Origin of the sequence: Actinotalea alkalitolerans (genome assembly GCF_023369855.1) — a bacterium.
Lineage (GTDB): Bacteria > Actinomycetota > Actinomycetes > Actinomycetales > Cellulomonadaceae > Actinotalea.
In genome coordinates this window covers 1-12,477 of the sequence record NZ_JAMBPP010000018.1, presented here as the reverse complement: position 1 = coordinate 12,477, position 12,477 = coordinate 1, and the positions used below count along the sequence as shown (strand labels likewise).

Genomic DNA, 12,477 nt, shown 5'->3' with positions numbered 1-12,477 from the left:
GAGGGACCCGTGGCCGCCACCCGTCGCACCACACCGCTCGCCCGACCGCCCGGGCCGCACTCGTGCCCGCGGCCGGTACGGCTCGACGTGCTCGCGCGGGCACCCTACTTCGCGGGCCTCTCCCCGGAGGCGCTGGACGCCGTCGAGCGCCGGACCCGCGAGCGGGCCTACGGGCCCGGTGAGACCGTCCACCGCATCGGCGACGATGCCGGATACCTCTTCGTGCTGGCCAGCGGGCAGGTCAAGGTGGTGCGCCCGGCCACGGACAGCCAGGACGTCCTGGTCGACGTCGTCTCCCCCGGCGGACTCGTCGGGTCCCTCGCCGCGCTGGGCGACACGACGTACCCCGACACCGCCGAGACGCTCACGCCTGCGTGCGCGCTGTCCCTCTCGGCGGCCGACTTCCGGGCCGTCCTGCGCGAGCACCCGCAGGTGGCGCTGGCCGTCCTGGACGACGTCGCACGGCGGCTCGAGCAGGCGCACGACGCCCTGCGGCGGATGGCAGGGGCCTCGGTGGAGAGCCGGGTCGCCTCGACGCTGCTGACCCTGGCCCGCGCGGTGGGCGAGGAACGGCCCGGCGGCGGCACGTTGCTGCAGGTCCCGCTGACCCGCACCGACCTGGCCTCGATGACCGGCGCCACCCCCGAGTCCGTCAGCCGGGTGATGAGTCGGCTGCGGGGTGAGGGGATCATCGACACAGGTCGACGATGGACCGCACTGGTCGACCACGGACGGCTCACCCGGCTCGCCGGGACTCCCTGACCCCTCAACCGCGGATGCGGTCCCGCCAGCCGCCGCGCGGGGTCGGCACCGCACCCACGGGCTCCGTGGGCCCGCGGGTGTCCTCGACGCCGGCCACCCCGGGCAGCGGCAGCGCCACGTCGGACGCACCCGCGGCGGGGATGCGCCGGATCAGCAGTCGGGCGATGTCGTGGACCCGGTCCGGGTCGTGCGTGACGACGACGTCGTGCAGACCGGGTGCGCCGTCCGTTGCGGGGCGTGCCAGGACCGCGCAGGGGCCGGTCGCGGCGAGCACCACGAGGAACCTCTCGCGAGCCAACGGGTCCTGCGGCTCGACCCTCAGGCCGCGCAGACCAGGCACGGGCTCGACCCCGACGCCCACTCCGAGCACGACGAGCAGGAGCGCCGAGTCGAACAGCTGCGGGAAGCCCGCCGCGGCCTCGGGCGAGATCACACCGTCGGAGGCGATGCCGGCCAGGACGACGGGCCTGGCACCCGGGGCACGCACCGCGAAGGACACCATCCGGGCGAGGTCGACGATCTGCGGCAGGCCCATCCGGCGGGACGGCAGGTCGTCCACGACCTCGTAGGGAGACCTGACCGAGGCGTCGTCGCCGTCCACCTGGAGCAGGGGCACGACCCCGCGGGAGGGTGCGGTCCCGGTCGGCAGCGGGCCTACCTCGGCGAGGTAGCGCCCCTGACCGTAGGAGGCCCCCATCGCCAGCGCCCACTCCACGTCCTCCTGGGTCTGGACGCCCTCGACGCACAACGACCCGCCGCTGAGCTCGAGGTGACGCAGCACACCGACCACCACCGCCGCGGCGTCCTCCTCCTCGCAGCCGGCGAGCAGCTGCAGGTCGATCTTGACGACGTCGGCCCCGACGACCGGGAGCACAGCCAGCGGCGCACGGCTCGACCCGACGTCGTCCAGCGCGATGCCCCAGCCCATCCCGCGCGCCCGGTCGACCGTGGCCAGCAGCCCGGCCGGGTCGGCGACCAGGGCGCGGTCGTTGACCTCGACGAAGACCCTCAGCAGCGACTCGGCCTGCGCGACGACGCCCACCAGGTCGGCCGGGCACACCGAGGTCACCGAGTCGGACTCGATGTTCACGAACAGGGAGGTCGAGGCCGGCATGCCTGCCTCCAGGAAGGCAGCGAAGGCCGCGGCACGGCAGACCCAGTCGAGCTCGGCGCTGCGACCGCGCTCACGAGCCGCGGCGAACAGGTTGAGCGGGCTCTCCCACGGGCTGCCGACCGGACCACGCGCCAACGCCTCGTAGCCGACGACCTCCTGCGAGCGCAGGTCGAGCACGGGCTGGAAGACCATGTGCACGTCGCGACGGTCGAGGACCTCGTCCACCGTTCGAGCCGCGGTGACCGCGGTGGACGCTGCGAAGGGGGTGCTCATGCCATGCTCCTTGCCCACCGGGCCACCGGACCGGAGACGGCCGGCGGTCTGCCCCACCGGGGCGTGGTGCTCACCCGTCCCATCGACCGGGCAGGGCCGGTCCTGAGGGCAGTGGCTGCCCGCACCCGCCCCGGGCGTCGCCGGGGGCGCGACGGGACGGGCGTCAGCCCGCGTCAGCCCGCGTCAGCCTGCGTCACGACCCCGCGCAGGTAGCCGGCCTGGCCGGCGTGCTGCAGGTCGTCGCTCAGCACGCTCACCAGCCGCACGCCGAGGGTCACCGGCGGGTCCCATCCCTCGTCCACGACCCGGTCGAGCTGCTCGGCGGTCACCGTCGCGAGGTGCTCGACGGTGCGGGCGTGGACGGCGTCGTGATACCCGAGCAGGAGCTCCGAGGTCACGCCTGCGAGCGCTGACACGTCGTGCGCGTCCTGGCCGTAGCCGGTGGCCGCGGCGTCGAAAGGCAGCTCGAAACGCTCGGCCCACCCCTCGGTGGTCCACACCTGGTCGGTCGAGAACGCCTGGGCGAGGTGGTCGTCCTGGACGCGGGTCAGGTGCCAGACGAGCCAGGCGATCGAGTTGGTCCGACCGTCCTCGGGGACGGCGAGCTGCCCGGCGGTCAGACCGTCCACCGCGTCGTGGACGGTCTGGCGGACCCGCCCGAAGGCGTCCAGCAGCACTGCGGCGACATCCATGGCGAGCTCCCTGACGTCAGGCCTTGCGGCGGTGGGCGGCCTGCTCCTCGTCGGCCTGCACCCGGGCGAAGGTCTCCCGCTCCTGCACGAGCCAGACGGGCGGCTCCTGCCGGAGGTCCTCGATCTGCTCGGTGGTCAGCGCCTCGGTCACCCCGGCCCTGGCCAGGCCCGCGATCGAGACCCGCAGCCTGCTGGCCACGACCTCGCGCGGGTGGGGGCCCGCCTCGCGCAGCCGGACCAGCCACTCGGGCGGGGAGGTCATCAGCCGGGCGAGCTCGGAGCGGGTGATCTCGCCCGCCTCGCGGAAGGACTCGGGGGTGGCCGGCAGGTAGATGCCCAGCTTCTTCGCCGCCGTCATGGGCTTCATGGTCTGCGTCGTTCGTCCAGCGGTCATCGCACGAGCGTATCCCTCTACCCTTGACCGACGCCGTCGGTGTCCCGGCCGGCGCGTGCAGGTGGCTGAGCAGGCGGAGCGGGCGAGGAGGAACGGTGGACGTCGACCTCGTGGCGTTGCGCTCGTTCGTGGCCGTCGCCGAGCACCTGCACTTCGGCCGTGCCGCGGCGGCCCTGGGCATCAGCCGCCGTGCGCTGAGCAGCGCGGTGGTCGACCTCGAGGACCAGCTCGGCACGGAGCTGTTCGTCCGGCCCTCCGACCGCACCGAGCTGACCGACGCCGGACGGGCCCTGCATGCGCGCGCCGTGGACCTGCTCGCGGCCGACGCGCGACCTGCCTCGCCGTCGGAGGCACGCGTGCTGCGCATCGGGATCGCCCCCGGGGTGACCGTCACCAAGTGGACCCGGGTGTGGGCCGAGCGGCGACCCGACGTCCCGGTCGAGATCGTGCGGACCGATCCCGGCACCCAGGGGGCCGGGCTGCACGACGGCACGCTCGACGTCAGCTTCGTGCGGCTCCCGGTCGACCGGGAGGGCCTGAGCCTCATCCCGCTCTACTCCGAGGTGCCCGTGGTCGTGGTTCCCCAGGACCACCCCGCCACGGTCCTGGACCACGTGGACGTCCGCGACCTGGTCGACGAGCACCTGCTCCAGGACACCGACGCACTGCCCCAGTGGCGAGAGGCCGCCGCAGCGCTGCGCACCGAGCCGGTCCGCCCACTGCCGGCGATGCGCTCGACCGCCGATGCGGTCGCCCTGGTCGCCGCCGGGGTGGGTGTGCTCGTGGTCCCCCAGTCGGTCGCCCGCCTGCACGCCCGCAAGGACGTGACCTACCGCGAGGTCAGCGGGATCGACCCCACGCACATCGCCTTCGCCTGGCCGGCCGAGCGCAGCACCGACCTCGTCGAGGAGCTGATCGGCATCCTGCGGGGCCGGACGGCACGCAGCTCACGCGGGTCCTCCGGCACGGGCGCCGCCCCCGAGGCCGCAGGTGCGGCCCCTGACGGCGCGACGTCGGCGACACCGCGCCCGGCGGCGGGGACCGGCACAGGCTCCGCCGGGGGCCGCCGCTCGTCGGCGCGCCGCGCCACCGGAAGCGGCCAGCAACGCAACCGGCGACGCGGCGGGCGGTGAGCGGGAGGTCAGACCCGACCCTCGCCGTCCGACGCCGCCGCACCACCGCCCCGGGCGGCCGTCGCGAACCGTTCGAGCGAGCGGGCGAGCTCGTGACGATCGCGCTCTGACCATCCTTCGAGGAGCGCCTCGAGCCGCGCGTGCCGGTAGGCCGTCGCCCGCTCGGCGAGGGCGACGCCGTCGGGCGTGGGGTGCAGCACCACCTGACGAGCGTCGTGCTCACCCCGCACCTTGACGACCGCACCGACAGCTGCGGCGCGTTCGACGAGGCGGCTCGCCGTCGAGGCGGTGACGTCGAGATGCTCGGCGACCCGGCGGACGGTCGCCGCGCCGCCCCCCACGCCGACGACGGCGTCGAGCACCAAGAGGGTCGACAGCTCGACGGGGTGGTTCCCGTCGAGGACCGCCGGCGGTGCTGCGAAGAAGCGCCGCAGGCCGAGCAGCGCCTGGTCGAGGCGATGCAGGTCCTGGTCTCCGTCATCCATCATAGGTGTACCGTACACATACATCGACCACCCCTGCGGACGGAGCACGGACCATGAACGGGACGATCCTGGTGACGGGCGCCACCGGCACGGTGGGCTCAGCCGTGCTCGACGCCCTGCGACCGACCGGCCTGCCCGTCCGCGCAGCCACGCGCCGGGTCCCCGCCGACCGCGACGCCGCGACGCCCTCACCGCACCTGCCGGGCCATGCTCCGTCACCGAGCGTCCGCCTCGACCTCACCGACCCGACCTCGTGGCCCGCCGCGTTCGCGGACGTGAGCACGATGTTCCTGGTCCGCCCTCCCGCGGTCGGCAACGTGCGGCGCGACCTGCTGCCCGCCGTGGCCGCCGCCCGCGACGCCGGGGTCCGGCACGTGGTCTTCCTGTCCCTCCAGGGCGCCGAACGCAACAAGGTGGCGCCGCACCACACCATCGAGCAGTGGCTGCGCGGATCGGGGCTCGACTGGACCTTCGTCCGGCCCTCCTTCTTCCACCAGAACCTCTCGACGACGCACGCCTACGACGTCCGCGACCTCGATCGGATCGTGGTCCCAGCGGGTGACGGCCGCACCGCGTTCGTCGACGCCGTCGACGTCGCGGCTGTCGCGGCCCGCGCCCTCGCCGACCCCGCCGCCCATCGCGGACGCGCCTGGACCGTCACCGGCCCCCGGGCGCTCACCTACGGCGAGGTCGCCCGGATCCTGAGCGACGAGCTCGGCCGCAGCATCCGCTACGAACGACCCGGGGTGCTGCGCTACGCCCGGCACGCGAGCCGGTCCCTGGCCATGAGCCCGGGCATGGTCGCCGTCACCTCCGCGATCTACACCACCGCACGGCTCGGCCTGGCCGCCGGGCTGAGCGACGACGTGCGCACCGTGCTCGGCCGGGAGCCGATCGACCTCACGACCTTCGCCCACCGTGAGCGTGCGGCCTGGATCCCCACGGCCACCACCCACGTCCCCTCCACCACGACCACGACCACGACCACGACCACGAGGAGCACCGCATGAGAGTGGCCCTGCTCGGCGCCACCGGCCGGACCGGGCGCCACGTCCTGACCACCCTGCTCGACCACGGCCACGACGTCGTGGTCCTCGTGCGGGACCCCACCGCGCTCGGTACCCACGCGGACGAGGTCGAGGTGGTGACCGGCGACTCCCGGGACGCGGCCGTCCTGGCGCGGCTGGTCGGGGGTGCCGACGCCGTCCTGTCCGCACTCGGGCCGTCGGGGCGGGAGCCCGCCCTGCACCGGGACACCGCCACAGCCCTCACCGAGGTGATGGGCCGCAGCGGCGTGCACCGGTTCGTCGGGATCAGCGGCGCGGGCGTCGACGCCCCCGGCGACCAGAAGTCCCGGCGGGACCGCCTGATCAGCACGCTGCTCCAACGGCTGGGCGGGCAGGTCGTCACCGACAAGCCCGCCGAGCTCGCGGTGTGGCTCGGGAGCCCGCTGCGATGGACGCTCGTGCGACCACCGCGCCTGAACGACGGCCCGGCCACCGGACGCGTCGAGCACCACGCGCACCGGTCCGCGAGGCGCACCACGATGACCCGGGCCGACCTGGGACTGTTCGTCGTCCGGGTGCTCGAGGAGGACCTGTACCCGCGGCAGGCCCCGCTGGTCGCGAACGCCTGACGTTCCCCGACGCACCCGCGACCGGTACGTCTCGCGGTTCGCCGCGGTCGCTCAGATCCCGTCCCGGCGTGTCGGGCAGGTCATGCACCGTGCCCCGCCGCGTCCCTTGCCGAGCTCGAAGCCCTCGATCTCGAGCACCTCGACCCCGTGCTCGGCGATCCGGGCGTTGGTCCACTGGTTGCGGTGGTAGCCCACCACCACCCCCGGCTCGAGCGCCAGGAAGTTGTTGGCCGAGCCGTACTGCTCACGGGCCTGCTGCACGTCGTCGCCGCCGGTCGGGACCACGTCGAGCGAGGAGATGCCCAGTGCGTCCTCGAACGCCGCGAAGACCGAGCGCTCGGGGTGCACGTCCAGGCTCTCGGTCCGGTCCCCCGGCCGCAGCGAGTAGGCCGTCGCCCCCTCCATGACCGGCATGAAGGCCGTCGCCTTGTCCACGTCGAGGAAGGTGAAGACGGTGTCGAGGTGCATGTAGGTGCGCGACGGCGGGATGGTCACCGCGATGACCCGCTCGGCGCCCCCGCCCTCGAAGAGGGTCAGCGCGAGCTTCTCGACCATGTGTGCCGTGGACCTCTCGCTGATCCCGATGGCCACCGTGCCGCGGCCGATCGGCATCATGTCCCCGCCCTCGACCGACGCCCGGCCGAAGTCCTCCTCGTCGAGCCGTGTGTCGTCCCCCTGCGGCGGGTACCAGAAGCGGATGCCCGCGTCGGCGAACATCGGGTGGTAGCGGTAGATCAGCGCCTGGTTGACCGTCTCGAGCCGCCGGGCGTGCCAGAACAACGGGTTGAGGCACAGCCCGTCGTAGAGCCAGGCCGCCGGGTCACGCTGGAACAACGAGTTGGGCAGCGGCGGCAGGATGAAGTCGGTGGGCCGTGCCGCGACCGCCACGAGCGACCCGGCGTCCCCCCGGGCCGAGCCGAGCTCCTCCTTGGTCAGACCGCCGATGAGGTGCCGCGCCAGCCGCACACCGTCCCACGAGGCGAGCTCGGCCCGCACGTCGTCGACCATCACCGGACCGACCGTCAGATGGCTGACCGTCCGCTCGACGGCGTCCTGCTTGGCCCGCGGGTCGGCCTCCAGGGCCTCGGCCAGCAGCTGCTGGTGCTCGTGCACCTCGATCCCCCGGCCGCGCAGCAGCTCGACGAAGGCGTCGTGCTCCTTCCGGGCGTGCTCGACCCACAGCACGTCGTCGAACAGCAGCTCGTGGTGGTTCGAGGGCGTCAGCCGCTCGAGCGAGAGGTCGGGACGGTGGACGATCACCGAGCGCAGCGCACCCACCTCGGAGTGGACGCCGTACGGCGCGGGGGTCATGGCAGCCTCCTCACCCGGCGCGCCGAGAGGTCGACGCCCTCCACGACGCTACTGCGCGAGACCCGCCCAGGCATTGCCTCCGCGCCCACCCCGTCGCAGACTGAGGGGGTCACGAGGTCGCACGCACCGGTCGAGGTGAGCACCATGGACATGAGCCGAGCACCCGAGGGTCTGCCGCTCCTGGATCGAGGCCGGCACCACGACGTCCATGAGGGCGCGTGCTTCATGGAGATCGCCGGGGTGCTCGCGGGCGAGCCCTGGAGCGACAGCCCCGAGTGCACCCATCCGCTGCTGGCCCACCTCGCGCGACTCGTCAACGACCTCACGACGGACGACGCGCGGTCGAGGTTGGCGCCGCTCGTCCCCTCGGTCATCGGGCTGCGCAGCACCGACCCCCGGTGGGACCACGAGATCGCCCTGCTGGTCGCCGCGCGCGCCCTGCCGGTGGTCCACGAGGAGGACCGCCTGCCGCTCGCCGCAGGTGCGTTGACCTGCGAGCGCCTGCTGGCCCTGACCGACGGCAAGCCGCTGGTCGACCTGCACCCGTGGACCCTCGAGGCCTTCGCCGCCGCACCGTCGGCCGCGCGGTGGGCCGAGCAGTACACCGCGGGGCTGAGCCCGACCCACGGCACGCGTCACCCCGGGCGCGAGATCGTCGACTTCGCGGTGCGGGCGGTCGTGAACGCCGGCGGGATGCAGGTCGACGACCGGTTGGTCGGGCTGCTCGAGGCCGTCATCAGCCGGTGCGAGCACCTCGCTCGACGGGCCGGCGCGGCGAGGACCGGGGAACGTTCATCGCTGAGGGTCTGAGCGGGCGTGGGGGTACTCGGCAGATCGACCCTGGAAGGTCAGGATCGCCGGGTTCACCACGTGACCGGCCCGCACGTGCAGCGCGCGACGCAGCGTCTCGTCGGCGTCCCAGCTGTCCGGCCCGGCCAGGACAGGGCGCAGGAAGGGCAGCAGGGCCGCGCTGAGCTCCCAGGTCGAGGAGCTCCACAGGAACGACGGGCTGTGGTCGACCGCGTAGTACGTCACGCCTTCGCCCACGACGAAGACCGGGTCGGCGAAAGACGTCGGCCGGGCCCAGCTGAAGCCCATGCCCTCGTCGCAGGAGACGTCGATGATCTGGCTCCCGGGGCGGAACCCCGCCAGGTCGTCGGTGCGCAGGTACGTCAGCGGTGCGTCGGTGTCCTGGAGCGTGCAGTTCACGACGATGTCGTGCCCGACCAGGAACGGGGCGAGCGGGATGCGGCCGCCGACGGTGATCACGTGGCTCCGCTCGGGGGCCACGTAGTCGTGGTCGAGCTGGGCGATCCGTACCGAGTGGATCGGTGAGCCGACGGCGGCCACACCCCGGTGCGTGAGCACCGTGACGTCCGTGATCCCGTGGCCGGCGAGGGCCGTGACCGCGCCCCGCGCCGTGGCGCCGAAGCCGATGACCACGGCGCGCAGCGGACGTCCGAAGACGCCGGTGACACCGGCGAGCTGCAGCGCGTGCAGCACCGAGCTGTACCCCGCGAGCTCGTTGTTCATGTGGAAGACGTGCAACCCGAAGCCGCTGTCCGAGGCCCAGTGGTTCATCGCCTCGAACGCGATGAGGGTGAGCCCACGGTCGATCGCGACCTGGGTGACGACCGGGTCCTGGACGCAGTGCGGCCAGCCCCACAGCACCGCGCCGTGGGGCAGCTCCTCGAGGTCGGCGGCCTGCGGCTTGGGCAGCAGGACGACGTCCGAGGTCGCGAGCACCTCGGCCCGCGGGGCGATCCGCCCGACCAGCGGGGCGAGCCGTGCGTCGCTGGTCCCGAACCGGTCGCCGTACCCCTCCTCGAGCACCATGCGGGCACGCAGGTCCGGGTCGATACGCCCCAGGTGCTCGGGGTGGATCGGCAGCCGCCGCTCGTCGGGCTTCCGGGAGGTCGCCACGACTCCCAGGGAGAGCAGGTCGGCAGGGTTCACAGCGGGCACGTACCGGACATGGTCGCTCCTTCGCGCCGAACCCGGACGGCTCTGCCCCAGTGACAGTACGTCATGGCCGCAGGCGCAGGGTCGCCGGTCAGTGCCGGTCAGGGCCGGTCAGTGCCGGTCTGTGGCGGGGGTGTCGGTCGGCGCAGGTGGCAGCAGGGCCGCCTCGTGCCGCTCGTGCAGCCGCTCCCGGACCTCGTCGGCGGTGTAGGCCCGTCGGCGCCGTTCCTCACGCGCGACCAGCACACCTGTCGTGGCGACCCCGGCGAACCCGGCCACGCCCAGCACCCGCCACCATCGCATGGTCCCTACGCTAGCGCTGTGCCCCGCACCCCGATCGACCTCGACCGCGCCGTCGACCTGACCCGGACGGGAGACGTCTGGCTGTTCCGGGGGCGCGGGATGACCGACCGTGCCATCCAGGTGGGCACCAACAGCCCGGTCAACCACGTCGGGATGTCCGTCGTGATCGACGACCTGCCACCCCTGATGTGGCACGCCGAGCTGGGCCGGTCGCTGCCGGACCTGTGGTCGGGCACCCACCAGCGCGGCGCGCAGCTGCACGACCTGCGCGACGCGGTGGTCGCCTGGTCGGAGCGCTACGGCCAGCAGGCGTGGCTGCGACAGCTCGACCACCCGGTGGACGCCGCGGGCGAGGACGCCATCCTGCACACCGTCGCGCGGCTCGACGGGACCCCGTTCCCCTCCACCACCCGGCTCGTGACCCGCTGGGTGCACGGACGCACACCGACCTTCCGCCGGGCGATCTCCGAGGGGAACCTCGAGACGGCGTACTGCGCGGAGATCGTCGCGGTCACCTACGAGGCGATGGGGCTGCTCGCCCCGGGTCGTCGGCCGAACTGGTACGACCCGGGCCGCTTCTGGAGCGGTGACGACCTCGCCCTGTGCGGCGCTGCCCGACTGGGTCAGGAGATCGCGGTGGCCGTCCCGGGCCGGGTCACGGACACCCCGCCCAGCAACCAGTCGAGGGCGTCCAGGGCCGTCCACCCCTCGGGGTGGGTCCCCAGCAGGTGGCGTGCCCCGTCCAGGTCGGCACCGAGCGTGACGAGCGCCTCCTCGGCGTAGCCGTCAGCCCGGGTCTGGCCCAGCCCCACGTTGGCGCTCAGGGCGTTGCACAGGCACGCCCGACCGACGGTGTCCTCGACCGAGCCGCCCTTGCGCACGTGGGTGTGCACCGGCTCGGCCGCGCACCGGTAGCCCACCTCACCCGACGGGCGCAGGTACGGGGTCCGCAGGTAGCCGAGGTCGCACAGCCGCGGCCGTGCGGCGCTCACCGAGGTCTCCGAGAGGGTCCCGGGCAGCTGGGCGACCTTGAACGGGAAGCCCGTCGGTGAGGCCAGCGGGTCGGTACGCACCTCGAGGGTCCCGGCGCGCAGCCGGTCGAGCATGTCCGTCCGCAGGCCGGGCTCGAGCCCCGAGTCGGTGCTCAGCGCGAAGAGCGTGCCGACCTGGACGCCTGCCGCACCCGCGGCACGGGCGGCGTCCACGGCACCCGGTGTGCCCACCGAGCCGGCGAGCCAGAACGGCAGGCCGATGGCGGCGACCTTGGCCAGGTCCGCCTGGTCCCGCGGGCCGAAGACCGGCTGCCCGAGGTCGTCGAGGGTCAGCCGCCCACGCGGCGGCGCGTTGTGACCACCCGCGAGGTGGCCCTCGACGACGAAGCCGTCGGGTCGGATGTGGGGATCACGGGCGAGGTACTCGGCGAGCACGTGGGCCGAGACGATCGCCAGGAACGTCGGGCGGGTCAGGGCGGGGAGGTCCTCGCCCAGCAGCGCCCGGGGGTCGAGCTCGACGACGTGGTCACCGGCGGCCGCACCGGCGACCTCGATCGGCAGCCGGACGGTCTCGTGACCGGCGAGCCCGTCGAGCAGGTGCGGGATGTCGCGGGGGATGCCGGCCCCCATCAGGACGTGGTCGACCCCGGCCAGCATCGCCCCGTAGGCGGCGGCGGGGGTGGCCATCTGGACCTTCTCGAGGTAGTTGATGCCGACGAGACCCTCGTGGCCCTCCTTGGCGAGCCAGACCTCGACGAAGTTGCCGAGGATCGTGAGCTCCTGGGCGAGCCGGGTCTGCCGCAGCGCGAGCCGAGGGATCGGCGTGTAGGGGCGCCCCGGCGCGCGGCCCTCGGGACGGTGGTAGCGCGCCACGGCACGCTCCGCCACGACGGGGACCGGGAAGGCCGCGAGAGCCCGCCGGACCGATCCGTCGACGTCGCCGTCCTGCAGCCGCCGCGCGAGCACCAGGTCGAGCGCGGTTCCCGAGACGACGCCGAGCTGACCTGCGCGGGCGACGGACGAGGCCAGGCGCCAGGACGAGACGGCGACCCCCATCCCTCCCTGGATCACGACGGGCTGAGAGCGGGGCGGCTGGCGCGGGACGGATCGTTCGAGGGCTGGGGCGGACATGGTGGGCACCCAACTGATTGGTTACGGTTGCGTAGGTTACGACACCGTAGGTTCGCATCAGGGACCCGTGGAGACCTAGGACGAAGGTCCCTCGGGTGGTCGCGCCCGACCCGCCCTGCACCGGTGAGGCCCGCCCCGCGCTCCTCCTCGAGACGCCCGAGAGCACCGCGCGAAGGATGACCTCGTCGTCCGTGGGAGGTACGCCGGGCAGGCCCAGGTTCGTCCTCGTGGGTGTCGGCGTGGGTGGGGTCGGGTGCCTAGGTTCGTTCTCAACGGCACACCCTGAGGA

The 12,477-nt window shown here is 73.7% G+C and carries 13 protein-coding genes; 5 read left to right on the top strand and 8 right to left on the bottom strand.

The features are described from left to right. Window positions 1-9 precede the first annotated feature (9 nt). Complete coding sequence (locus tag M1R94_RS17875; RefSeq protein ID WP_249383092.1) at window positions 10-762, top strand: Crp/Fnr family transcriptional regulator; 753 nt, start codon at window positions 10-12, stop codon at window positions 760-762. Window positions 763-766: 4 nt separating this feature from the next. On the opposite strand, the gene M1R94_RS17870 is transcribed toward M1R94_RS17875, so the two are convergent. The 3 genes from M1R94_RS17870 to M1R94_RS17860 all read right to left on the bottom strand — a co-directional run bounded on the left by M1R94_RS17870 (window position 767) and on the right by M1R94_RS17860 (window position 3,235). Further along, entirely contained in the window at window positions 767-2,149 is a 1,383-nt protein-coding gene (locus M1R94_RS17870; RefSeq protein ID WP_249383091.1) for a sensor domain-containing phosphodiesterase, read from the bottom strand. Window positions 2,150-2,322: 173 nt separating this feature from the next. After that, entirely contained in the window at window positions 2,323-2,841 is a 519-nt protein-coding gene (locus tag M1R94_RS17865) for a mycothiol transferase (protein ID WP_249383090.1), read from the bottom strand. A 16-nt stretch (window positions 2,842-2,857) separates the two neighbouring features. Further along, window positions 2,858-3,235, bottom strand: a complete 378-nt coding sequence (locus M1R94_RS17860) for a DUF5997 family protein (protein WP_249383089.1) — start codon at window positions 3,233-3,235, stop codon at window positions 2,858-2,860. A 95-nt stretch (window positions 3,236-3,330) separates the two neighbouring features. On the opposite strand from M1R94_RS17860, the gene M1R94_RS17855 reads away from it, so the two are divergent. Further along, entirely contained in the window at window positions 3,331-4,368 is a 1,038-nt protein-coding gene (locus M1R94_RS17855; protein WP_249383088.1) for a LysR family transcriptional regulator, read from the top strand. Between the two features lie 8 nt (window positions 4,369-4,376). On the opposite strand, the gene M1R94_RS17850 is transcribed toward M1R94_RS17855, so the two are convergent. Then, entirely contained in the window at window positions 4,377-4,856 is a 480-nt protein-coding gene (locus M1R94_RS17850; protein WP_249383087.1) for a MarR family winged helix-turn-helix transcriptional regulator, read from the bottom strand. A gap of 50 nt (window positions 4,857-4,906) precedes the next feature. Between M1R94_RS17850 and M1R94_RS17845 the strand changes: the two genes are divergently transcribed. Then, window positions 4,907-5,863 carry an NmrA family NAD(P)-binding protein gene (locus tag M1R94_RS17845; protein ID WP_249383086.1) on the top strand — a complete coding sequence of 319 codons (957 nt, stop codon included), beginning with the start codon at window positions 4,907-4,909 and terminating at the stop codon, window positions 5,861-5,863. Continuing rightward, complete coding sequence (locus M1R94_RS17840; protein WP_249383085.1) at window positions 5,860-6,489, top strand: NAD(P)-dependent oxidoreductase; 630 nt, start codon at window positions 5,860-5,862, stop codon at window positions 6,487-6,489. Before M1R94_RS17845 ends, M1R94_RS17840 begins: the two co-directional genes overlap by 4 nt. A 51-nt stretch (window positions 6,490-6,540) precedes the next feature. Here the strand turns inward: M1R94_RS17840 and M1R94_RS17835 are convergent, their stop codons facing one another. Further along, window positions 6,541-7,800: an arginine deiminase gene (locus M1R94_RS17835; protein ID WP_249383084.1), complete on the bottom strand. Its 1,260-nt coding sequence runs from the start codon at window positions 7,798-7,800 to the stop codon at window positions 6,541-6,543. Window positions 7,801-7,944: 144 nt separating this feature from the next. On the opposite strand from M1R94_RS17835, the gene M1R94_RS17830 reads away from it, so the two are divergent. Beyond that, a complete protein-coding gene (locus tag M1R94_RS17830; protein WP_249383083.1) occupies window positions 7,945-8,610 on the top strand; it encodes a hypothetical protein in 666 nt (221 codons plus the stop codon). On the opposite strand, the gene M1R94_RS17825 is transcribed toward M1R94_RS17830, so the two are convergent. From M1R94_RS17825 to M1R94_RS17815, 3 genes are all read right to left on the bottom strand, one after another. Then, window positions 8,593-9,765, bottom strand: coding sequence for a N(5)-(carboxyethyl)ornithine synthase (locus tag M1R94_RS17825; RefSeq protein WP_374109492.1), 1,173 nt, complete (start codon window positions 9,763-9,765; stop codon window positions 8,593-8,595). The two genes, M1R94_RS17830 and M1R94_RS17825, sit on opposite strands and share 18 nt — an antisense overlap. 108 nt (window positions 9,766-9,873) lie before the next feature. Then, the gene (locus M1R94_RS17820; protein WP_249383081.1) at window positions 9,874-10,065 is read right to left on the bottom strand and encodes a hypothetical protein; all 192 of its coding nucleotides are present in this window, start codon (window positions 10,063-10,065) and stop codon (window positions 9,874-9,876) included. Between the two features lie 623 nt (window positions 10,066-10,688). After that, window positions 10,689-12,188 carry a nitronate monooxygenase gene (locus tag M1R94_RS17815; RefSeq protein ID WP_249383080.1) on the bottom strand — a complete coding sequence of 500 codons (1,500 nt, stop codon included), beginning with the start codon at window positions 12,186-12,188 and terminating at the stop codon, window positions 10,689-10,691. Window positions 12,189-12,477 lie beyond the last annotated feature (289 nt).